Source organism: Saccharopolyspora elongata, from assembly GCF_004348985.1.
GTDB lineage: Bacteria > Actinomycetota > Actinomycetes > Mycobacteriales > Pseudonocardiaceae > Saccharopolyspora > Saccharopolyspora elongata.
Window position 1 is genome coordinate 1 of record NZ_SMKW01000045.1, and the last position, 20,810, is coordinate 20,810.

At 70.7% G+C, this 20,810-nt stretch carries 19 protein-coding genes; 9 read left to right on the forward strand and 10 right to left on the reverse strand.

Annotated features, from left to right (window positions below; translation table 11 throughout):
* Positions 1 to 106 precede the first annotated feature (106 nt).
* The 3 genes from E1288_RS28590 (at position 107) to E1288_RS28600 (ending at position 2,672) form a co-directional block, all read left to right on the forward strand.
* Positions 107 to 1,264 (forward strand): thiolase domain-containing protein, encoded by a 1,158-nt coding sequence (locus E1288_RS28590; RefSeq protein ID WP_132490370.1) that lies wholly within the window; start codon positions 107 to 109, stop codon positions 1,262 to 1,264.
* Positions 1,261 to 2,130: a TIGR03619 family F420-dependent LLM class oxidoreductase gene (locus tag E1288_RS28595; RefSeq protein ID WP_132490372.1), complete on the forward strand. Its 870-nt coding sequence runs from the start codon at positions 1,261 to 1,263 to the stop codon at positions 2,128 to 2,130. Before E1288_RS28590 ends, E1288_RS28595 begins: the two co-directional genes overlap by 4 nt.
* An 89-nt stretch (positions 2,131 to 2,219) precedes the next feature.
* Positions 2,220 to 2,672 (forward strand): nuclear transport factor 2 family protein, encoded by a 453-nt coding sequence (locus E1288_RS28600; RefSeq protein ID WP_132490374.1) that lies wholly within the window; start codon positions 2,220 to 2,222, stop codon positions 2,670 to 2,672.
* Positions 2,673 to 3,253: 581 nt separating this feature from the next.
* Here E1288_RS28600 and E1288_RS28605 read toward each other — a convergent pair.
* A complete protein-coding gene (locus E1288_RS28605; RefSeq protein WP_132490376.1) occupies positions 3,254 to 4,480 on the reverse strand; it encodes a cytochrome P450 in 1,227 nt (408 codons plus the stop codon).
* Positions 4,481 to 4,691: 211 nt separating this feature from the next.
* Here E1288_RS28605 and E1288_RS28610 point away from each other — a divergent pair, with 211 nt between their 5' ends.
* Entirely contained in the window at positions 4,692 to 5,828 is a 1,137-nt protein-coding gene (locus E1288_RS28610; protein WP_132490378.1) for a steroid 3-ketoacyl-CoA thiolase, read from the forward strand.
* A 148-nt stretch (positions 5,829 to 5,976) separates the two neighbouring features.
* Here E1288_RS28610 and hsaB read toward each other — a convergent pair whose 3' ends face one another.
* From hsaB to E1288_RS28650, 8 genes are all read right to left on the reverse strand, one after another.
* Positions 5,977 to 6,546 (reverse strand): 3-hydroxy-9,10-secoandrosta-1,3,5(10)-triene-9,17-dione monooxygenase reductase subunit, encoded by a 570-nt coding sequence (gene hsaB, locus E1288_RS28615; protein WP_132490380.1) that lies wholly within the window; start codon positions 6,544 to 6,546, stop codon positions 5,977 to 5,979.
* The gene (gene hsaC, locus E1288_RS28620; protein ID WP_132490382.1) at positions 6,543 to 7,445 is read right to left on the reverse strand and encodes an iron-dependent extradiol dioxygenase HsaC; all 903 of its coding nucleotides are present in this window, start codon (positions 7,443 to 7,445) and stop codon (positions 6,543 to 6,545) included. The genes hsaB and hsaC overlap by 4 nt, the downstream gene beginning before the upstream one ends.
* Before the next feature lie 126 nt (positions 7,446 to 7,571).
* Positions 7,572 to 8,432 carry a 4,5:9,10-diseco-3-hydroxy-5,9,17-trioxoandrosta-1(10),2-diene-4-oate hydrolase gene (hsaD, locus tag E1288_RS28625; protein ID WP_132490383.1) on the reverse strand — a complete coding sequence of 287 codons (861 nt, stop codon included), beginning with the start codon at positions 8,430 to 8,432 and terminating at the stop codon, positions 7,572 to 7,574.
* Positions 8,429 to 9,601 carry a 3-hydroxy-9,10-secoandrosta-1,3,5(10)-triene-9,17-dione monooxygenase oxygenase subunit gene (gene hsaA, locus E1288_RS28630; protein WP_132490385.1) on the reverse strand — a complete coding sequence of 391 codons (1,173 nt, stop codon included), beginning with the start codon at positions 9,599 to 9,601 and terminating at the stop codon, positions 8,429 to 8,431. Before hsaA ends, hsaD begins: the two co-directional genes overlap by 4 nt.
* A gap of 44 nt (positions 9,602 to 9,645) precedes the next feature.
* Positions 9,646 to 10,689, reverse strand: coding sequence for a 4-hydroxy-2-oxovalerate aldolase (dmpG, locus tag E1288_RS28635; protein ID WP_132490387.1), 1,044 nt, complete (start codon positions 10,687 to 10,689; stop codon positions 9,646 to 9,648).
* A 136-nt stretch (positions 10,690 to 10,825) separates the two neighbouring features.
* Positions 10,826 to 11,719 carry an acetaldehyde dehydrogenase (acetylating) gene (locus E1288_RS28640; protein WP_132490389.1) on the reverse strand — a complete coding sequence of 298 codons (894 nt, stop codon included), beginning with the start codon at positions 11,717 to 11,719 and terminating at the stop codon, positions 10,826 to 10,828.
* Positions 11,720 to 11,783: 64 nt separating this feature from the next.
* Complete coding sequence (locus E1288_RS28645; RefSeq protein ID WP_132490391.1) at positions 11,784 to 12,572, reverse strand: 2-keto-4-pentenoate hydratase; 789 nt, start codon at positions 12,570 to 12,572, stop codon at positions 11,784 to 11,786.
* Between the two features lie 4 nt (positions 12,573 to 12,576).
* Positions 12,577 to 14,154 (reverse strand): FAD-binding protein, encoded by a 1,578-nt coding sequence (locus tag E1288_RS28650; protein ID WP_132490393.1) that lies wholly within the window; start codon positions 14,152 to 14,154, stop codon positions 12,577 to 12,579.
* A 145-nt stretch (positions 14,155 to 14,299) separates the two neighbouring features.
* Between E1288_RS28650 and kstD the strand changes: the two genes are divergently transcribed.
* The 4 genes from kstD to E1288_RS28670 all read left to right on the forward strand — a co-directional run bounded on the left by kstD (position 14,300) and on the right by E1288_RS28670 (position 18,775).
* On the forward strand, positions 14,300 to 15,973 hold the full coding sequence (gene kstD / locus E1288_RS28655) for a 3-oxosteroid 1-dehydrogenase (RefSeq protein ID WP_132490395.1): 1,674 nt from the start codon (positions 14,300 to 14,302) through the stop codon (positions 15,971 to 15,973).
* Positions 15,974 to 16,223: 250 nt separating this feature from the next.
* The gene (locus tag E1288_RS28660) at positions 16,224 to 17,363 is read left to right on the forward strand and encodes a Rieske 2Fe-2S domain-containing protein (protein WP_132490397.1); all 1,140 of its coding nucleotides are present in this window, start codon (positions 16,224 to 16,226) and stop codon (positions 17,361 to 17,363) included.
* Positions 17,360 to 17,707, forward strand: coding sequence for a hypothetical protein (locus tag E1288_RS28665; protein ID WP_132490399.1), 348 nt, complete (start codon positions 17,360 to 17,362; stop codon positions 17,705 to 17,707). The genes E1288_RS28660 and E1288_RS28665 overlap by 4 nt, the downstream gene beginning before the upstream one ends.
* A gap of 57 nt (positions 17,708 to 17,764) precedes the next feature.
* Positions 17,765 to 18,775 (forward strand): ferredoxin--NADP reductase, encoded by a 1,011-nt coding sequence (locus tag E1288_RS28670; RefSeq protein ID WP_132490401.1) that lies wholly within the window; start codon positions 17,765 to 17,767, stop codon positions 18,773 to 18,775.
* Here E1288_RS28670 and E1288_RS28675 read toward each other — a convergent pair.
* Entirely contained in the window at positions 18,762 to 19,682 is a 921-nt protein-coding gene (locus E1288_RS28675; RefSeq protein ID WP_207954599.1) for an NmrA family NAD(P)-binding protein, read from the reverse strand. The genes E1288_RS28670 and E1288_RS28675 overlap by 14 nt on opposite strands.
* Positions 19,683 to 19,701: 19 nt before the next feature.
* Here E1288_RS28675 and E1288_RS28680 point away from each other — a divergent pair, with 19 nt between their 5' ends.
* On the forward strand, positions 19,702 to 20,667 hold the full coding sequence (locus E1288_RS28680; protein ID WP_207954600.1) for a GlxA family transcriptional regulator: 966 nt from the start codon (positions 19,702 to 19,704) through the stop codon (positions 20,665 to 20,667).
* Positions 20,668 to 20,810 lie beyond the last annotated feature (143 nt).

Consider the following 20,810-nt stretch of genomic DNA (forward strand, 5'->3'; position numbering starts at 1 on the left):
TTGCCGCAGAGCGCGCCGCCGGAGGGGTTGATCGCGACCGAGTCATCGAGCCCGATCGCCCGGCGCTGCAGCAGAACCTGGTCTGCGTGATGGAGGGAAGGTCCTGATGGGCAAGCGGTCGGCGGCGGTCCTCGGGACCGGCCAGACGCACCACACCAGCAAGCGGCTGGACGTCTCGATCGCCGGGCTGTGCCGGGAGGCCGCGGAGCGGGCGCTGGCCGACGCTGGCCTGGACTGGCCGGACATCGACGCCGTCGTGGTCGGCAAGGCGCCCGACCTGTTCGAGGGCGTGATGATGCCGGAGCTGCACCTCGCCGATTCCCTCGGCGCCACCGGCAAACCGCTGCTGCGGGTGCACACCGCCGGATCGGTGGGCGGCTCGACCGGTAACGTCGCGGCCAGCCTCGTGCAGGGCGGCGTGCACCGCCGGGTGCTCGCGGTGGCGTTCGAGAAGCAGTCCGAGTCGAACGCGATGTGGGCGCTGTCGATCGTGCCACCGTTCACCATGCCGGTCGGCGCGGGCGCGGGCGGCTACTTCGCCCCGCACGTTCGTTCCTACATCCGCCGCTCCGGGGCGCCCGGGCACATCGGCGCCATGGTCGCGGTCAAGGACCGGCGCAACGGCGCCCGGAACCCGTACGCGCACCTCAAGCAGGACGACATCACGCTGGAATCGGTGCTGGCCTCGCAGGTGCTGTGGGACCCGATCCGCTACGACGAGACCTGCCCGTCCTCCGACGGCGCGTGCGCCGTGATCATCGGCGACGAACCGACGGGCGGCCCGGCCGCGTGGATCCACGCCACCGCGATGCGCACCGAGCCGACCACCTTCGCCGGGCGCGACCAGGTGAACCCCCAGGCCGGGCGGGACGCGGCCGCGGCGCTGTGGAAGCAGGCGGGCATCACCGATCCGATGTCCGAAGTGGACACCGCCGAGATCTACGTGCCGTTCTCCTGGTTCGAGCCGATGTGGCTGGAGAACCTCGGCTTCGCCGCCGCCGGTGAGGGCTGGAAGCTCACCGAGGCCGGGGAAACCGCGCTGGGCGGGCGGCTGCCGGTCAACCCCTCCGGCGGCGTGCTGTCGTCGAACCCGATCGGCGCGTCCGGGCTGCTGCGGTTCGCCGAGGCGGCGATGCAGGTGACCGGCAAGGCGGGCGAGCACCAGGTGGACGGCGCCCGCACCGCGCTCGGCCACGCCTACGGCGGTGGCTCCCAGTACTTCTCGATGTGGGTCGTCGGAGCCCAGAAACCGGGGGAACGATGAAGTTCACGCTGTCCGTCGCGATGAGCCCGCTCGACCAGCTCACCGAGCTGGCCCGCACCGCCGAGGAATGCGGCTTCGACTCGGTCGCCCTGCCGGATTCGCTGTTCTACTCCGAACAGGTCTCGGCGGCCTACCCGTACACCCCGGACGGCTCGCGGATGTGGACCGCGGAAACGCCGTGGGCGGACCCGCTGATCGCCGCCGCGGCGATGGGCGCGGCGACCTCGCGCCTGCGGTTCTACACCTCGGTCCTCAAGCTCGGGCCGCGCAATCCGGTCCTGCTGGCGCGACAGCTGGCGTCGGTCGCGGTGCTCACCGGCGACCGGTTCGGCCTGGGCATCGGGCTCGGCTGGGCACCGGAGGAGTTCGAGTGGTGCGGCGCCCCGTACGCGAAGCGCGGCGCGCGGGTGGACGAGGCGATCGAGGTCCTGCGGCTGATCCTCGGCGGCGGAATGGTGGAGTACCACGGCGAGTTCTTCGACTTCGACCGCCTGCAGATGAGCCCGGCACCGGCGCGCCCGGTGCCGATCTACGTCGGCGGGCACACGGATGCGGCGCTGCGCCGGGCGGCCCGGGTGGGCGACGGCTGGGCATCGGCGATGATGGGCATCGACGACCTGCGCAGCACCATCGGCCGGCTCGCCGAGCTGCGCGCGGAGTGCGGGCGAGCCGGTGAGCCGTTCGAGATCCAGGCGGTCTGCGTGGACCGCTTCGGCGTCGACGGCTACCGGGAGCAGGCGGAGATCGGCGTGACGGACGCGATCGTGGTCCCCTGGCTGTTCGACGGCCACGGCTTCGACGCGGACCTGAGCACCAAGCAGGCGTCGATCGCCGAGTTCGCCAGTAAAGTGATCAGCAACGTGTGACCGCGACACGGGTGTGATTTTCGCGAGGAATTGACGTTCATCCGGTCGTTTTCTCGCGAAACTGACGCGCACCGGATCAGGAGGCAGGAGTGGACGAGGACAGCAAGGGCGTGCACTGGGCGGCGACCCGCGAGCCGCATCCGGCGCGCGAAGCGGCGCTGGCGTCGATGAGCGCGGTGGCGCGCGGCGCCAAGGACGAGTGGGTGGCGCTGTTCGCGCCGGACGGCGTCGTGGAGGACCCGGTCGGCCCGTCGGTCTTCGACCCCGAGGGTCGCGGCCACCACGGCCGCGAAGGCATCGCCGCCTTCTGGGACCTGGCGATCGCCCAGGCCGACCGCATCGAGTTCCACATCGACGACTCCTTCGCGGCGGGCCGCGAAGTGGCCAACGTCGGCCGGGTCACCACGTTCCTCCCGGACGGCAATGCGATGGACGCCGAAGGCGTGTTCGTCTACCACGTCGACGACGCCGGCCTGATCCGCTCGATGCGGGCCTTCTGGGAATTCGACCGCGCAATGGCCACTATCCGCCAAGCGAACTGACGCCGCCGCGCCGCGGAGAGTTCCCGAAGGCGCCGGCGCCTGACGGGTTGGCGATTTCGCGCGAAATCGCCATCCGCCCCTCACGAGGAGTGCTGATTTCGCGCGAAAACGGCGCCCTGCGGTCACGCCTCACACGTACCCGCAGCCAAGCCGAAACGAGCCCTGCAAATCGAAAAACCGCCTCGCCGCGTTCGGACTGCGGCGGGGCTCCGAGCGTTTCGAATGTCGCGTGAAGCGGGTGGCCCCTGCATTACCGTCACGCCATGGTCGGCTGGCCACGGCGGAAATCCGAGGAAGTGCAGCCCAGTGCTGCCTCGCCGCCGAGCAGCCGCGGGGCCTCCCCCGCGGACTCGGTGGTGCTCCTCCCCCTTCGCCGACGTCGCCGCCGATCGCCGTGCTGACCGGAGACGTGCTCGCCGACTTCACCCGGTGGGCCCAGGGCCTGACCGGTTGACCCGAGCACCGAAGTTCCCGATTTCAGGCGAAATCGGACGCCCTCGAACGCGCGGCACCCCCGGCCGGGACTGCCCGGCCGGGGGTGCCCGGCCAGGGGTGCCCGGCCAGGGGTACCGCTCGGTCGATCAGGTGTACTGGACCTGGACTTCCTTGATGCCGTTGAGCCAGCCGGAGCGGAGGCGGCGCGGGTCGCCCACCCGCTTGATGTCCGGCATGTGGTCCGCGATCGCGTTGAAGATCAGGTCGATCTCCAGGCGCGCCAGGTTCGCGCCGAGGCAGTAGTGCGCGCCGTTGCCACCGAAGCCGACGTGCGGGTTCGGGTCGCGGGTGATGTCGAAGCGCTCCGGCTCGTCGAAGACATCCGGGTCGAAGTTCGCCGAGCTGTAGAACATCCCGACCCGCTGACCCTTCTTGATCTCCACGCCGCCGAGCTCGACGTCCGCCGTCGCGGTGCGTTGGAAGGCGACCACCGGCGTCGCCCAGCGCACGATCTCGTCGGCCGCCGTCGACGGGCGCTGCTCCTTGTAGAGCTCCCACTGGTCCGGGTTGTCCATGAACGCGAGCATGCCGTGGGTGATGGCGTTGCGGGTGGTCTCGTTGCCCGCCACCGCCAGCAGGATCACGAAGAAGCCGAACTCGTCCGCGGTCAGCGCGTTGCCGTCGATGTCGGCCTGCACGAGCTTCGTCACGATGTCGTCCATCGGGCAGCCGCGGCGCTCTTCGGCCATGTTCGCGAAGTAGCCGAGCATCTCGGCGGCGGCGACCTCCGGCTGGATGTCGTACTCCGGGTCGTCGTAGCCGATCATCTGGTTGGACCAGTCGAAGATCTCCTTGCGGTGCTCCTGCGGCAGTCCGAGCAGTTCCGCGATCGCCTGCAGCGGCAGCTCGCAGGCCACGTCGGTGACGAAGTCGCCGGCGCCGCGCTTGCGCGCCTCGGTGGCGATGTGCTGCGCCCGGTCCCGCAGCGCGGCCTCCAGGCTGTTGATGGCCCGCGGGGTGAAGCCCCGCTGCACGATCTTGCGCAGCTTGGTGTGCTGCGGCGGATCCATGTTGATCATGATGAACCGCTGCAGCTCGATCTGCTCGCGGCTCATGCCCTCGTTGAACCGGATCACGGCGGTGTTCTCCCAGGTGGAGAACACGTCGCTGCGCCGGGATACCTCCTTGACATCGGCATGCCTGCTGACCACCCAGAACCCGCCGTCGTCGAACCCGCTTCGACGGTCGGGCTGCTGGTTCCACCACACCGGCGCGGTGCGGCGGAGCTCGGCGAACTCGGCCAGCGGCAGCCGTTCGGCGAGCAGGTCGGGATCGGTGAAGTCGAAGCCCTCCGGAATGCGCGGTGCGACCACGGATACCTCCTACAGCGGCGCGAGATCCGACCGAAGAATTGGAACGGGTTCTAAGCAAGAGAACCACACTTCCAAGATTCAGTAAACCCCTGTAACTAACCTTGAATCGAGCAAGAGAACGCGCTTTCGATCAGCCTTGATTCGAACTCTTGTAAAGACATCAGAACGTGTTCTAGTTTTGAGTCCGGAGACCGTGCGAGAGGAGATCCAGGTGGGCAATCCGGTGATCGTGGAAGCGGTCCGCACGCCGATCGGCAAGCGCCGCGGCCGGCTCTCGGGGCTGCACGCCGCCGAGATCCTCGGCGCCGCGCAACACGGCCTGCTCGACCGCGCCGGCATCGACGCCGCCGAGGCCGACCAGGTGATCGGCGGCTGCGTGACCCAGGCGGGCGAGCAGTCGAACAACGTCACCCGCACGGCGTGGCTGAACGCCGGCCTGCCGCACCAGGTCGGGTGCACCACGGTCGACGCGCAATGCGGGTCGGCGCAGCAGGCCACGCACCTCGTCGCGGGCCTGATCGCCGTCGACGCGGTGCGGGTCGGCATCTCCTGCGGCGTCGAGGCGATGAGCCGCGTGCCGCTGCGCAGCAACCTCGGTACCGACGTGGGCATGCCCCGGCCGGACACCTGGGACATCGACCTGCCGAACCAGTACGAGGCGGCGGACCGCATCGCCGCGCGCCGCGGCATCACCCGCGAAGACCTGAACGCCTTCGGCCTGCGCTCCCAGGACCGCGCGCAGGCGGCGTGGCGGGAGGGCCGCTTCGACCGCGAGATCGTCCCGGTCGGCGCTCCCGGCGGCGACCGGGTGACCCGCGACGAGGGCCTGCGCGACACCAGCATGCAGGCGCTCGGCGGCCTGAAACCCGTTCTGGAGAACGGGATGCACACGGCCGGGACGTCGTCGCAGATCTCCGACGGCGCGGCGGCCGTGCTGCTGGCCGACGCCGAGCGGGCCGCCGAGCTCGGCCTGCGGCCGCGCGCCCGGATCGTCGCGCAATGCCTGGTGGGCGGCGAGCCGTACTACCACCTGGACGGGCCGGTGCAGGCCACCCAGCGGGTGCTGGAGCTCAGCGGCATGAAGCTCGGGGACATCGACGTCTTCGAGGTGAATGAAGCGTTCGCCTCGGTGGTGCTGTCGTGGGCGGCGGTGCACGAACCGGACCTGGACCGGGTCAACGTCAACGGCGGTGCGATCGCGCTGGGCCACCCGGTCGGCAGCACCGGAGCCAGGCTGATCACCACGGCCCTGCACGAGCTGGAGCGCCGCGACGCCACGACGGCGCTGATCACGATGTGCGCCGGAGGAGCCCTGGCCACGGGCACGATCATCGAACGGCTGCGCTGACGGCACCGAGCGAACGGCCCGTTCACCTCAATAGACGAGACAAACGGGCCATTCACCTCACCACCCAGCATCGGCGCCCCCCAACGAACCGAGCGAACGGCCCGTTCACCTCAATAGACGACGCGAACGGGCCGTTCGCGTCTGGCTGTCAGAGCCAGTCGTCGGGGTTGATCGTGGTGAGGAACAGGTCGAGATCCGTTGACGGGGACTGCGGCGTCGGGGCGAGGCCCGCGTAGGCGCCCCGGTAGAACAGCAGCGGCGCGCCGGCGGCGGTTTCGCCGAGGGACCGGACGCGGCCGATGGTGATGTAGTGGTCGCCCGCCTCGTGCACCGCCTCGATGTCGCAGTCGATCCAGGTCAGCACGCCGTCGAGGATCGGGGCGCCCGACGGAGCCGGGTGCCAGCGGAGGCCGGCGAACTTGTCGTCGCCGCTGCGGCCGAACACGGAGCTGACCGGCCGTTGCGACTCCGCCAGGACGTTGACGCAGAACCGCCCCGCCCGCTCCAGCACCGGCCAGGCCCGCGACGTCCGGGCCGGGCAGAACAGGACCAGCGGCGGGTCCAGGGACAGCGCCGCGAACGACTGGCAGGCGAAGCCCACCGGCCGCTCGCCGTCCGTCCCCGTCACCACCGTGACGCCGGTGCCGAAGTGCCCCAGCACCCGGCGGAACACCGCCGGCTCCGGGGCGAGCGACACCCGTGCCTCCTCGCCGCTCATGGGCGGGCGCCGACGCTGAAGTCGTGGCCCCACAGGCTGACCGCCGTGCTCTCGCGGGCGATCCAGTCCTCGTCGTCGACCTGCCTGCCCTCGCAACCGAATTCGACGTCGAATCCGCCGGGCGTCTTCATGTAGAACGACAGCATCAGGTCGTTGACGTGCCGCCCCAGTGTCGCCGACATCGGCACCTTCCGCCGCTGCGCGCGGTCCAGGGTCAGCCCGACGTCGTCGACGTCGGCGACCTCCACCATCAGGTGCACGATCCCGCTCGGCGTCGGCATCGGCAGGAACGCCAGGCTGTGGTGACGCGGGTTGCAGCCGAAGAACCGCAGCCAGGCCGGATCCCGGTCCGCGGGGCGGCCGACCAGTTCCGGCGCCAGCCGCATCGAGTCGCGCAGCCGGAAGCCGAGCACGTCCCGGTAGAACCGCAGCGCCGCCTCGTCGTCGTGGGTGGACAGCACCACGTGCCCGAGGCCCTGCTCCTCGGTGACGAACCGGTGCCCGTACGGGCTGACCACGCGGCGGTGCTGCAGCGCCACCCCGTGGAAGACCTCCAGCCCGTTGCCGGACGGGTCGTTGAAGCTGATCAGCCCGTTGACCTGGCGGTCGGCGAGCTCGCCGGCCGTGCCTTCCTTGTACAGCACGCCCGCGCTCTCCAGCCGGGCCCGGACCTCGTCCAGTTCCCCGGAGTTGGCGACCTCCCAGCCGGACGCGGCGAGCCGGTCCTGCTCGCCGGGCAGGATCACCAGGCGCGCCGGGAAGTCGTCCATCCGCAGGTACAGCGCGTCCAGGTCGGCTCCGGTGCCTTCGATCATGCCGAGCACCTTCAGGCCGAACACCCGCCACGCCTCGACGTCGGTCGCCTCGATGCGCAAGTAGCCGAGCGAACGAATGCCCACGGCGGGCCTCCTATTGATCGTCTTGATTTGGCTTGCGTAGCGGTGCAGGTAGCGGAACCTCAGGCGGTGCCGGTTGCGTCCCACACCGCAAGCGGCTGACGCCGCTTATAAACCAGTTCCCTCAAGTCAGTCGAGCAGGAAATCCTTGGCGATCCGGTTGAATTCGGCGAACTTCTCCACCTGCGCCCAGTGCCCGCAGCGGCCGAACACGTGCAGCTGCGCGCGCGGGATCAGCTTCAGCGCGACCAGCGCGCCGTCCAACGGGTTGACCCGGTCCTCGCGACCCCAGATGAGCAGGACGCGCTGCCGCAGGCGGTACGCCTCCCGCCACAGCATGCCTTCCTCGAAGGTGTCCGGGTGCATGAACGACGCGCCCATCGCCCGCATCGCGGCCAGCGATTCGGGGGACGAGGCGGCGGCGTAGCGCTCGTCGACGAGCTCGTCGGTGATCAGCGACTGGTCGTAGACCATGGCCCGCAGGAAGTCGGCGAGCTTCTCCTTGCTGGGGCCCGGCGGCGCGCCGAAGGCGCTGAGCTTGCGGACGCCCTCGGTCGGGTCCGGCGCGAACGCGTTCAGGCTCAGGCCGCCGGGGCCCATCAGCACCAGCCGTCCCGCGCGGTCCGGGTGGTTCAGCGCGAAGCGCACCGCCGTGCCGCCGCCCAGCGAGTTGCCCAGCAGGTGGGCGCGCTCGATGCCGAGCTCATCGAGCAGCTCCAGCAGCGCGGTCGCGCTGTGCGTGAAGTACTGGCCGTGCTCGGTCGGCTTGTCGGAGCGGCCGAAGCCGGGCTGGTCGACCGCGATGGCGTGGAAGTCCTCGGCGAAAACACCGATGTTGCGGGAGAAGTTGCTCCACGAGGAAGCCCCTGGTCCCCCGCCGTGCAACATGACCACTGTGGAGGCCGACGGGTCGCCGGCCTCGTGGTAGTGCAGGGTCAGTCCGGACGGCAGCTTCGCGGTCCGGCTCGTCGTATCGAAATCGACCGTCATACCATCGAATCCTTCACTGGGATGCCGAATTCTCCGGAGCCGAACATCAAGTAGGCGCGCTCCAGGTCGTTGGCGGCGTGCACCCGGCCCGCGTGCGCGTCGCGCCAGAACCGCTGGATCGGCGTGCCCGACCACAACGCCCGCCCGCCGGAGTTCTCGAAGAGCCGGTCGATCGCCGAGATCGCCCGCGCCGTGCCGCGCACCTGGTCGCGCCGCGCCCGCAGCCGCAGCGACATCGGGACCTCCTCGCCCGCCTGCACCAGCGCGTACTCCTCGGCGAGGTTGTGCGTCAGCTGCAGCCACGCCGCGTCGATCTCGCTGGCCGCCTCCGCGATCCGCACCTTCGCGAACGGGTCTTCCTTGGCCTTCTCCCCCGCGTACGCCGCCCGCACCCGCTTGGCCTGGTGCGCCACGTGCGCGTCGTAGGCGCCTTGGGCCATGCCGATGATCGGGGCGGTGATCGTCGACGGATGCACCGTCCCCCAGGGAAGTTTGTACAGCGGCGCGGTGTTGACCTGGTGTCCCGGGCACTGCGTCTTGGACATCGACACGAAGCTCAGCGCCCGGTGCTGCGGGACGAAGACGTCCTCCACGACGATGTCGTTGCTGCCGGTGCCGCGCAGGCCGACGGTGTCCCACACGTCTTCGATCCGGTAGTCGCCCAGCGGCAGCAGGTACGTGCAGAAGTCGACCGGCTTGCCGTCATCGCCCAGCACCGGCCCGCCGAGGAACACCCACGACGCGTGGTCGCAGCCGGAGGAGAAGCTCCACCGCCCGCTGAGCCGGTAGCCGCCGTCGACGATGGTCGCCTTGCCCATCGGCGCGTACGACGAGGAGACCCGCGTCGCCGGGTCGTCGCCCCAGACTTCGTCCTGGGCCTGCTCCGGGAACAGGGCCAGGTGCCACGGGTGCACGCCGAGGATCGACGCCACCCAGCCGGATGAGCCGCACGCGCTGCCGATGAGCCGGACCGCGCCGTAGAAGTCCAGCGGGTCCGCCTCGTAGCCGCCGTAGCGCTCCGGTTGCAGCAGCGCGAAGAAACCGGCCTCCTGCAGGGCCGCGATGGTCTCGTCCGGGATCTTCCGGCCGTCCTCGGCCTTCTGCGCGCGGTCCCGCAGGACCGGCAGGAGTTCCCGCACCCGTTCGACGACTGCTCGACTGTCCTTCATCGGCCGCTCCCGTTTCCCGAGTGATCACAGGCTAGAACATGTTCTTATTCGTGTCGATCCCGCTGGAGTTCCAGCGCGATGTCGATGAGCTGGTCCTCCTGGCCGCCGACGAGCTTGCGCTCGCCCGCGCGCACCAGCAGCGCCGCCTCGCTGACGCCGTAGCGCTCGGCCTGCCGGGCGGCGTGCTTGAGGAAGCTGGAGTACACCCCGGCGTAGCCCATCATCAGCGCCGAGCGGTCCAGCAGGCATTCCTCGGGCATCGCCGGGCGCACCACGTCCTCGGCCGCATCGGCGATGGCGAAGAAGTCGATCCCGGTGCGGATGCCGAGCTTGTCGCACACGCCGACGAACGCCTCCACCGGAGTGTTCCCCGCCCCGGCGCCGAAACGCCTTGCGCTGCCGTCGATCTGCACCGCGCCGGCCCGTGCCGCGGCGACGGAGTTGGCGACGGCGACGCCGAGGTTCTCGTGCCCGTGGAAGCCGACCTGCGCCTCGCCGCCGACCTCCGCGACGAGCGCCGACACCCGCTCGGCCACCTGCTCCAGCACCAGCGCGCCCGCCGAATCGACGACGTAGACGCACTGGCAGCCCGCGTCGACCATGATCCGCGCCTGCTTCGCCAGCGACTCCGGCGGCTGGGAGTGCGCCATCATCAGGAAGCCGACGGTCTCCAGGCCCAGCTCGCGCGCCAGGCCGAAGTGCTGCTCCGACACGTCGGCTTCGGTGCAGTGCGTGGCGATCCGGCACACCGAAGCGCCGTTGTCGCGGGCGATGACGATGTCGTCGGTGACGCCGACTCCCGGCAGCATCAGCACGGCGATCTTGGCGTTGCGCGCCGTCTCGGCGGCGATGGTGATGAGTTCTTGTTCGGGCGTGCGGGAAAACCCGTAGTTGAACGACGAACCGCCCAGCCCGTCGCCGTGGGTCACCTCGATGACCGGCACTCCCGCGCCGTCCAGCGCGGTGACGATGTCGCGCACCTCCGTCGCGGTGAACTGGTGGCGCTTGTGGTGCGAGCCATCGCGCAGCGAGGTGTCGGTGATCCGCACGTCCAGGGCGTCGGAGTAGGTGTTGGGCAGGCCGGTCATACCAGTTCCGCCTCTCCGCGTTTCACAGTTGTGGTTGCGTCCGGCTCAATCTCGCGTTTCGCGGTTTCTTGTGGCTGGTTTGCGTCACGTTCCCCTAAGGTGCGGTTGAGGAGGACTGGGGTTGACACAGGACTGCTCATGCCGCTGCCTCCTTGCTGACCAATTGCTCCCCCACCCGCACCGCGGCGGCGGTCATGATGTCCAGGTTCCCGGAGTACGGTGGCAGGAAATCGCCCGCGCCCTCGACTTCGACGAAGATCGCCGCGCGCGCCATGCCGCCGGTGGCCGGCGACGGCGGGTCGAACTGGGGCTCGGCGAGCAGCCGGTAGCCGGGCACGTACTCGGCGATCTCGGCGGCCATCTTGGTGATCGACGCGCCGATCGCGTCGGTGTCGGCGTCGGCCGGGATGGCGCAGAAGATCGTGTCGCGCATGATCACCGGCGGGTCGGCCGGGTTCAGCACGATGATCGCCTTGCCGCGCTCCGCGCCGCCCAGCACCTCGATGCCGGTGCTGGTGGTGCGGGTGAACTCGTCGATGTTGGCGCGGGTGCCCGGCCCGGCCGACACCGACGCGACCGACGCGACGATCTCGGCGTAGGCGACCGGCACCACCCGCGACACCGCGTGCACCATCGGGATGGTGGCCTGGCCGCCGCAGGTGATCAGGTTCAGGTTCGGCGCGTCGAGGTGCTCGTCGAGGTTCACCGGCGGCACCACGTAGGGCCCGACGGCGGCCGGCGTGAGGTCGATGGCCCGGATGCCCGCCTCGGCGTAGCGGGGCGCGTTGGCCCGGTGCACCTTCGCCGAGGTGGCTTCGAAGACCACGTCGGGACGGTGGTGCTCCAGCAGCCAGTCCACGCCGTCCGCGCTCGCCGCGACCCCGAGGTCCGCCGCCCGGCGCAGGCCAGCGCTGGCCGAGTCGATGCCGATCATCCACCGGGGTTCGAGGTGCGCGGAGCGGCTCAGCTTGTGCAGCAGGTCGGTGCCGATGTTGCCGGATCCGACGATCGCCGCGGTCGCCTTGCCCATTCCGCCTCCTTTCTGCAGGTCAGGTGTCGTGAGTGGTAAACCGGGCTGGAGCCCGGTTTCGCGGTCACGACCCGAACGACACCGACACGGAGCCCAGTTCGGCTCCTTCGCACCGGAAGTCGGCGCGGAACTCGTCGCCGGGCGACACGTCGATCGCGCGGGTGCAGGAGCCGGGCAGCACGACGTTGCCGGCCCGCAGCCGCACGCCGAAGGCGGCGACCTTCCGCGCCAGCCAGGCGACGGCGGTGGCGGGGTTGCCCAGCACCGCGTCGGACCGGCCGTGCTCGATGGCCTCGCCGTTGCGCCACAGCACCGCGCCGATCCGTTTCAGGTCAACGGAACCCGGGTCGATCCGCGTCGCGCCGAGCGCGAAGCCCGCCGAGGACGCGTTGTCCGCGATCGTGTCCACCAGGCTGATCCGCCAGTCCGCGATCCGGCTGTCGATCAGCTCGATCGCCGGCACCAGCGCCTCGGTCCCGGCCAGCACGTCGGCCTCGGTGCACTCCGCGGGCAGGTCCGTGCCCAGCAGGAACCCGACCTCGACCTCCACCCGCGGCACGCAGTACCGCCGCGGGTCGACCGGTTCGCCCTCGGGCAGCCGCATGCTCGCCAGCAGGTGCCCGTAGTCGGGCTCGGACACGCCCATCATCTGCTGCATGACCGGCGAGGTCAGGCCGACCTTGTGGCCGACGACCGGCTCGTCGCGCCGGCGCACGTTCAGCAGCTGGATCTCGTAGGCGTCGACCGCGTCCAGCCGCGGGATCGTCTCCACCAGCGGCGGTATCGGCGCGCGATCGCGTTCGGCGTCCCAAAGCCGCTGCGCCACCTCGGCGCGCGCGTCAGCTGCCAGCATCCGTTCACCCCTTCGCCGAGTTGAGCCCGGCCCGGCGGCCGGAGAACACGCAGTCGGCCAGCGACAACCCGCTGATGTAGGACTCCGAGCACACGCCGACCGCCGAGCGACCGGCCGCGAACAGGCCGGGAACGGTGCCGCCGTGCTCGTCCCGCACCTGCCCGGTGCCCTCGTCGACGAGCAGCCCGCCGAGGGTGAGCATCGGGCACGGGTGGGCCAGGCTCGGCCGGATCGAGACGTCCAGCAGCGCGAACGGCGGCCGGTCCAGGACCTGGACGAACTCCGCGGGTTTGCCCGCCGGATCGGGTTTCCCGTCGTGCGCAGCCATGTTGTGGCTGTCCACTGTGGCCTGAAGTCCCACCGCGTCGACACCGGCTGCACGGGCGACCGATTCGAGCGTGTCGCCGGTCGCCGCGGTCGAGAGCAGGTACTGCGCTTGCAGCCGCTGGAACCACACCGTCTGGCTGCGCAGCTGCTGCTTCGCGAGCCGCTGCAACCGCTGGTCGACCAGCAGCCAGCCCCGACCGCCGTGCCGCTCGACGAGCGCCTGCCCGTGCGCGGCGCCGTAGCGGGATTCGTCGCCGATCCGCCGGCCGTCCCGGTCGACGAGGAGGCCGCCGAGCATCGCGCTGGGCGGGCTGATGAACCGCCAGGCCGAGACCCGGTCCAGGTTGCCGACCGCGCCGCCGGCGTCCTGCCCGAGCCGGATGCCGCTGCCGTCGTCGCCCTGCGTGCCCAGCGGCAGCCCGCCCCGGTACGCGGGCGCGAATCGCCGCATCATCTCCCGGTTGGCCACGAATCCGCCCGCCGCCAGGACCACCGCTCGGTCCGCGTGGATCCGCACGGCTTCGCCGCGCCGCTCCAGCCGCTCGACCCGGCCGTGCAGCAGCCGCGCCAGTTTCGGCACGTACAGGCCGGGTTTCGCCGCGACGCGGCTCAACGCCCGGTGCACGCGGCGAGCGGCTCCGCCGACGCGCTCGCAGTCCACCGCGCAGACCCGGCCATCGGCGTCCAGCACCAGTTCGCGCGCACGGGTCTCGGTGAGCACCTGGACTCCGGCCCGGCGCACGGCTTCCGCCAGCGCCGCGAACAGCACTTTCCCCGACGTGCCACGACCCTTCGTGCGGTGGCCGCGCGGGGCGGGCGCGGCGACGTCCCGGAGGCCGCCCGCCGCTTCGCTGCCGGAGTAGTAGAGGTAATGCCGGTTGCTCGGGTACGACGTCTTGTACGGGCAGAGGCTTCCCTCGAACGGCACACCCTGCTGCTCCAACCAGGTGATCATGTCGGCGCTGGAGTCGCAGAACCGGCGGAGCGTGTCCGCGCCGACCGCGTCGCCGACCTCTTCCCGCAGGTAGGCGTACATCGCCTCAGGCGTGTCCGACACGCCGGCCGCGCGCTGCTGCCGGGTGCCACCGCCGGCGTAGACGACGCCACCGGACAGGACGCTGGCACCACCGCCGCCGAACCGGTCGATCAGCACGACGCGGGCGCCCGCGCGGGCCGCTTCGAGCGCGGCGCAGGCCCCGGCGACGCCGAAGCCGACGATCACCACATCGGCGTGCAACGCGCTGCGCTGGACCATCGCACCCCTCACAAGTTTGGAACAGGTTCTCTTCGTGAGTTCATCGAGGCAAGTGCCCGTTTTCTGGCTACACCATAGCGCCACTGGCGCAGAAATCTATAACATGTTTCAGTATTGACCGCGAGGTTGGCGCGAGGGAGGTGCGATGACCGCAGGGACACCCGATGCCCGCTCCGAGTTCGACGTCGTCGTGGTCGGCAGCGGCGCCGCCGGGATGACGGCGGCGCTCACGGCGGCCCGGCAGGGACTCGACGCCGTGCTCGTCGAGAAGGCGGCGAAGTTCGGCGGCTCCACGGCCCGCTCCGGCGGCGGCGTGTGGGTACCGAACAACCACGTGCTCGCCGAGGCCGGCATCACCGACAGCCCGGAAGCCGCGAGCACCTACCTCGCCCACATCGTCGGCGACGCGGTCGACCCCGAACGGCAGGCCGCCTTCCTGGCGGCCGGCCCGCGGATGCTCGTCGAGGTCCTGCCGAGCACGCCGCTGCGCATGCGGTGGGTGCCCGAATACGCGGACTACTACCCGGAAGCCCCCGGCGGCCGGGTGCGCGGGCGATCCATCGAGGCCGCGCCGCTGGACGGCCGGGTGCTCGGCGACCTGCTCGCCGACCTCGAACCCGGCTACGGCAAGTCCCCGGCGAACCTGGTCGTCACGCAGGCCGACTTCCGGTGGCTGAACCTGCTCGCCCGCCACCCGCGCGGCCCGCTGCGCGCCCTGCGGGTGGGAACGCGCTGGCTGCTCGCCAGGATCCGCGGGCAGCGCCTGCTCGCGCTCGGCCAAGCGCTGGTCGCGGGCCTGCGGGTCGCGCTGCGGGACGCCGGCGTGCCGGTGTGGCTGAACACCCCGCTGATCGACCTGGAGCACGACGGCGACCGGGTCACCGGGGTCGTCGTCGAGCACGACGACGAGCGCCGGACCTTGTTGGCACGGCGCGGAGTCGTGCTGGCCGCAGGCGGTTTCGAGCACAACGAACAACTGCGCAAGCAGCACCAGCGCGAGCCGATCGGTACACAGTGGACCGTCGGCGCGAAGGCCAACACCGGCGACGCGATCAACGCCGCCCAGCGGCTCGGTGCCGCGACGGAGCTGATGGACGACGCGTGGTGGGGGCCGTCGATCCCGCTGCCCGGCGGGCCGTGGTTCTGCCTCGCCGAACGAACCCTTCCCGGCTGCATCCTGGTCAACGGCGACGGAGAGCGGTTCGTCAACGAGGCCGCGCCGTACGTCGACGCGGTGCACGCCATGTACGGTCCCGGCGACGGGCCCGGGCGGCACATGCCGACCTGGCTGATCGCCGACCAGCGCTACCGCAACCGGTACATGTTCGCGGGCCTGGGCCCTCGACAGCCGTTCCCGGGCCGCTGGTACAAGACGGGGGCCATCCAGCGGGCGGCGACGGTCGAGGCGCTGGCCGAACGCATCGACGTGCCCGCCGACGCGCTGCGCCGCACGATCGAGCGGTTCAACGACTTCGCGCGCAGCGGGATGGACGCCGACTTCCAGCGTGGCGACTCCGGATACGACCGCTACTACGGCGATCCGCGCAACAAGCCGAACCCGAGCCTGGGCGCGCTGGAGGTAGCGCCGTTCTACGCCGTGAAGATCGTGCCGGGCGACCTCGGCACCAAGGGCGGCCTGCGCACCGACGTGCACGCTCGGGTGCTGCGCGAAGACGGCACGCCCATCGAAGGCCTTTACGCGGCAGGCAACACCAGCGCCGCCGTGATGGGCCGCACCTACGCCGGGCCGGGCGCGACCCTCGGCCCAGCGATGACCTTCGGATATCTCGCCGCGCAACACCTGGCAACTGAGGAGTGAATTCGGCAATGGGCCTGCGTAGCGGTGCGGGTGGCGGCCCCCCTGCGGGAGTTACAGACGCCGTCTGGACTGTGGGATCCCCGACTTGTGTATGCCCAATACACGGCATCGGGGACTGGCCTCGCCCAGTAGCCCAGAAGGGCGGGCACCGTCTGAGAACCCGCGGCGGTGCAAGTCGAGTCCCCCACCGCATGCGGCTAACGCCGCATTTTCAAAAGCCTTTTGAGGCGGTACGAGCGAAAGGGACGAGATGACGGCGGCAAGCAACGACGAGGTGCGCACCATCGACGTCGGGACCCCACCGACCCGGTTCGCGCGCGGCTGGCACTGCCTCGGACCGGCCGAGCAGTTCAAGGACGGTCGACCGCACGCCGTGGAGGCGTTCGGCACCAAGCTCGTCGTGTTCCAGGGCGAGGACGGCGGCCTCAACGTGCTCGACGGCTACTGCAGGCACATGGGCGGCGACCTCACGCAGGGCACCATCAAGGGCAACGCGGTCGCCTGCCCGTTCCACGACTGGCGCTGGGCGGGCAACGGCCGCTGCACCGGAATCCCCTACGCCAAGCGGATTCCGCTGCGCGCCCGCACCAAGGCGTGGCCCGCGATGGAGGAGAACAAGCAGCTGTTCGTGTGGAACGACCCGCAGGGCAACCCGCCCCCGGCGGACGTGACGATCCCGCACCTGCCGGAGTCGTTCTCCGACGAGTGGAGCAACTGGACCTGGGACACCGTGCGCATCGAGGGCTCGAACTGCCGCGAGATCGTCGACAACGTGGTGGACATGGCGCACTTCTTCTACATCCACTTCGCGTTCCCGACGTACTTCAAGAACGTCTTCGAGGGCCACATCGCCAGCCAGTACCTGACTACCAAGGGCCGCCCGGACATCGGCGCGGGCACCTACTCCGGCAGCGACAACCAGGTGCGCTCGGAGGCGTCGTACTACGGGCCGTCGTACATGATCGACCGGCTGTGGAACGAGTACCACGGCTACACCATCGAGACGATCCTGATCAACTGCCACTACCCGATCACCGCCGACTCGTTCGTGCTGCAGTGGGGCGTGCTGGTCAAGAAGCTGCCGGGGCTCTCCGACGAGCAGGCCGACAAGCTGGCGGCCAAGATCGCCAAGAACACCGGCGTCGGGTTCCTGCAGGACGTGGAGATCTGGCGGAACAAGACGCGGATCGACAACCCGCTGCTGTGCGAGGAGGACGGCCCGGTCTACCAGCTGCGCCGCTGGTACGAGCAGTTCTACGTGGACGTCGAGGACGTCAGCGAGGACATGGTGGCGCGGTTCGAGTTCGAAGTGGACACCAGCCGCGCGAACGAGGTGTGGGAGCGGGAAGTCGCGGAGAACCTCGCGCGCAAGCAGGCGGAGAGCTCATGACCTGGGCGAAGGCACCGGACCTGGGCGACCGGCCCGCGGCGCTGGCCAGGGTGCGCGAGGGCACGGCCGCCGACCGGGCCGACTACCTGCGGTCGGGGCTGTGCCCGGTGGAGTGCGGGCGCTGCGGCGTCCGCGTGCTGGCGAAGAAGAACAGCCCGCAGCACACCAGCATCCAGTGGACCGCCGAAGGCGCTCGCCGGTGCGCGACGTTCGCCGACCGCCCGGGCGAGGTCGCCGAGTCCTGCGCCGACGTGCTGGCGAGCATCGACGCCGCCGCCCGCGACGGCCACCTCGCCACGTCGCCGCAGGATTCCGATGGAGCCCAGAACCGCAATTTCCATTGAAATCGAAGGTTCGATTTCAATGGAAATTGCGGGCCAACCAGATCCCAGGAGCCAGTGATGCCCGAACCCGCCCGACTGCGGGTCGCCGCGGTCATCGACGAGACCCGGGACAGCCGGTCGCTGGTGTTCGAGCCGCCGCCGGAGTGGTCCTACCGGCCCGGCCAGTTCCTCACCCTGCGAATCCCCAGCGATCGCACCGGTTCGGTGGCGCGCAGCTACTCCCTGTCCAGCTCGCCGCACGTCGACGAGGCGTGGCAGGTCACGGTGAAACGAGCCGGCTACGGCTCGAACTGGCTGTGCGACAACGTCGTCGCCGGGACCACTGTGGACGTTCTGCCGCCCGGCGGCGCGTTCACGCCGGGTTCGCTGGACGAGGACTTCCTGCTACTCGCGGCGGGCAGCGGGATCACGCCGGTGATGTCCATCGCGAAGTCGGTGCTGGCCGCCGGGACCGGGCGCGTGGTGATCATCTACGCCAACCAGGACGAGGATTCGGTCATCTTCGCCGCCGAGCTCCGGGATCTGATCGCCCGGCACCCCGACCGGCTCGTCGTGGTGCACTGGCTGGAATCGGTGCAAGGCCGCCCGACGGTGCCCGCACTGCGCGAGCTGATCAGGCCGTTCGCGGACCGCGAGTGCTTCGTGTGCGGCCCGGGCGGTTTCATGGACGCTGCCGCGGAAGCGCTGAAGGACCTGGAAGTCCCGCGCGCTCGGACCCACGTCGAACGCTTCGTCTCGCTGAAGCGCAACCCCTTCGAGAAGAAGCGGCCCAAAGCGCCCGAACCGGCCGAGGACACCGCGACGATCGCGGTCGAGCTCGACGGCGAACACCACCGGTTCGCGTGGCCGCGCCAGAAGCGCCTGCTGGACCTGCTCCTGGAAAAGGGCCTGGACGCGCCGTTCTCCTGCCGCGAAGGCGCGTGCAGCGCCTGCGCCTGCCGGATCCGAAGCGGCGAGGTGAAGATGCTCCAGAACTCGGTCCTCGACCAGGAAGACCTCGACGACGGGATCATCCTGGCCTGCCAGTCCCTCCCGATCACCGACGAGGTCCACATCACCTACGAGTGAGGCCTCCGGCGAGCACGTCCGAGGCGAAGTCCGCCGCCGAGCGCGGCGGCCGCCCGAGGACCTCCTGAACGCCGGTGCCCAGCTCGGACTCCGCTTCCGCGCGGTAGTTGCGGTAGAGCGCGGCCAACCCCGCGACGTACTCGGCCGACAAGCCGGTGCGCACCAGTCCGGCCTGCCAGTCGGCATCGGGCACGATGTCTCGGTATCGGGCCGGATTCCCCAGGACGGCGCCGAATTCGCCGGCCAACCGCTCGACGGTGACCCGCTCGGGGCCGCTGAGGGACAGCTGGCCACCGACCGGCCGCTCCGCGAGCAGCTCGGCGGCGGCCACCTCGGCGATGTCGCGGGTGTCGATGAAACCACGCGCCCCCGACCCTCCTGGATCGGCGAGCACCCCGGCGGCGATGGAATCGAGCTGACCCAAGAAGTTCTGCAGGAACCGGTCCGGCCGCAGCACGGTCAGCTCCGGCACGCCCATCGCCTGCAGCCGGTCGACGATGACCTCGTGCGCCCCGGTGACCGGGTCGGGCTCGTCGGCGGTGCGCCACGGCAGGGCCCCCAACTTCACGATCCGCGTGACCCCGGCTTCCAGGGCCGCCCGCGCGAGGCCGATCTCGACCTCCGCTTGGCCCGAGCGGTAGGGATGGGCGAGGTACAAGCGCTCGACGCCGTCCACCGCGGCCCGCACGTCGGCGGGATCATCCGCGTCGCCGCGGATGACGCGACCGGCCACCGGCCCCAGCAAGGCGGCGGAGCGGTCGGAGCGGATCAGGTAGTGCACGTCGGGGTTGCCGCGCAGCAGTTCGGTGAGCTCGCGGCCAACGCTGCCGGTCGCGGCGGTGATGAGGATCTTCACCACCCGATCGTCCGGCCCAGCGCCCGGGCCGGCCAGCAACGAACCGGCCATCACCGGTTATGTTCTGGCCATGCCGCGCACTGGTCGACCCCGCCGGGTGGTGGTCCCGGTCCTGCCCGGCCTGCCGCTGTTCGAGCTGGCCGTACCCGCCGAGATCTTCGGCACCGATCGTCGCGACCTGCATCCCGACTGGTACGAATTCTCCCTGTGCGCGGTCGGAAACCGCTCCGTACCGGTGCAGCCGGACGCGCGGCTGCGGCTGGACTCGGGAGTGGCCGCGCTGTCCGAAGCGGACACGGTCATCGTCCCGTCCTGCGACGCACCCGGAACGCCCGCACCGGCGTCGCTGCTGAGGGCGCTGCGGCAGGCCGGGCGCCGGGGTGCCCGCATCATCGGCCTGGGCGGCGGCACCTTCGTGCTGGCGCAGGCCGGGCTGCTGGACGGGCGAGCGGCCACCACCCACTGGATGTTCGCCGCGGAGTTCGCCCGGGAGCACCCGCAGGTGCGCGTGCGGCCCGACGCGCTCTACGTGCAGGACGGCCGCTACTTCACCGCCGCGGGGACCGCGGCGAGCATCGACCTGTGCCTGCGGCTGGTCGCCGACGATCTCGGCGCGGCCGTCGCCGCCCAGGTCGGCAGCCGGATGATCGCCTCCCCGCACCGCAGCGGCGACCAGGCGCAATCCCGGGCAGGACAGGCGAATCGCACCACGGGGCCGAGCCTGGCGGCGACGCTGGACTGGGCGATCAAGCGCCTCGACCGCGATCTACCGGTCGCCGAACTGGCCGGGCACGCCTCGATGAGCCTGCGCACCTTCAACCGGCAGTTCGGCCGGCAGGTCGGGGTCAGCCCGGTCCGCTGGCTGACCCGGCAACGGCTGTGGTTTGCTTGCCGGCTGCTGGAGACCACGGACCTGACGATCGAGCGCATCGCGCAGCGCTGCGGCTACACCCACGCCGTGCCCCTGCGGCAGCACTTCCGGCGGGAGTGCGGGATGTCGCCCAGCGACTACCGCGCCCGCCACGGCGAGCGGTGACCTCAACCGACCAGAACCCGCGCAGCCACCGCATCGGAGCCGGTCACGTGCCGTGAGTGCTTTGTGTTGCCATAGAGCACCCCGAACCGCTCAGGGGAGGAGCTGCACTTCGGGCGCACCGGCGGCCGATGACTTGCACGGAC

Bases quoted from the DNA above. Each gene is read 5' to 3' on its own strand.
- E1288_RS28590 (WP_132490370.1), top strand. From the start codon at position 107: ATGGGCAAGCGGTCGGCGGCGGTCCTCGGGACCGGCCAGACGCACCAC.
- E1288_RS28595 (WP_132490372.1), top strand. From the start codon at position 1,261: ATGAAGTTCACGCTGTCCGTCGCGATGAGCCCGCTCGACCAGCTCACC.
- hsaB (WP_132490380.1), bottom strand. From the start codon at position 6,546: ATGAGCGGCGAGGAGGCACGGGTGTCGCTCGCCCCGGAGCCGGCGGTG.
- hsaD (WP_132490383.1), bottom strand. From the start codon at position 8,432: ATGACGGTCGATTTCGATACGACGAGCCGGACCGCGAAGCTGCCGTCC.
- hsaA (WP_132490385.1), bottom strand. From the start codon at position 9,601: ATGAAGGACAGTCGAGCAGTCGTCGAACGGGTGCGGGAACTCCTGCCG.
- dmpG (WP_132490387.1), bottom strand. From the start codon at position 10,689: ATGACCGGCCTGCCCAACACCTACTCCGACGCCCTGGACGTGCGGATC.
- E1288_RS28640 (WP_132490389.1), bottom strand. From the start codon at position 11,719: ATGGGCAAGGCGACCGCGGCGATCGTCGGATCCGGCAACATCGGCACC.
- E1288_RS28645 (WP_132490391.1), bottom strand. From the start codon at position 12,572: ATGCTGGCAGCTGACGCGCGCGCCGAGGTGGCGCAGCGGCTTTGGGAC.
- E1288_RS28650 (WP_132490393.1), bottom strand. From the start codon at position 14,154: ATGGTCCAGCGCAGCGCGTTGCACGCCGATGTGGTGATCGTCGGCTTC.
- kstD (WP_132490395.1), top strand. From the start codon at position 14,300: ATGACCGCAGGGACACCCGATGCCCGCTCCGAGTTCGACGTCGTCGTG.
- E1288_RS28660 (WP_132490397.1), top strand. From the start codon at position 16,224: ATGACGGCGGCAAGCAACGACGAGGTGCGCACCATCGACGTCGGGACC.
- E1288_RS28665 (WP_132490399.1), top strand. From the start codon at position 17,360: ATGACCTGGGCGAAGGCACCGGACCTGGGCGACCGGCCCGCGGCGCTG.
- E1288_RS28670 (WP_132490401.1), top strand. From the start codon at position 17,765: ATGCCCGAACCCGCCCGACTGCGGGTCGCCGCGGTCATCGACGAGACC.
- E1288_RS28675 (WP_207954599.1), bottom strand. From the start codon at position 19,682: ATGGCCGGTTCGTTGCTGGCCGGCCCGGGCGCTGGGCCGGACGATCGG.
- E1288_RS28680 (WP_207954600.1), top strand. From the start codon at position 19,702: ATGCCGCGCACTGGTCGACCCCGCCGGGTGGTGGTCCCGGTCCTGCCC.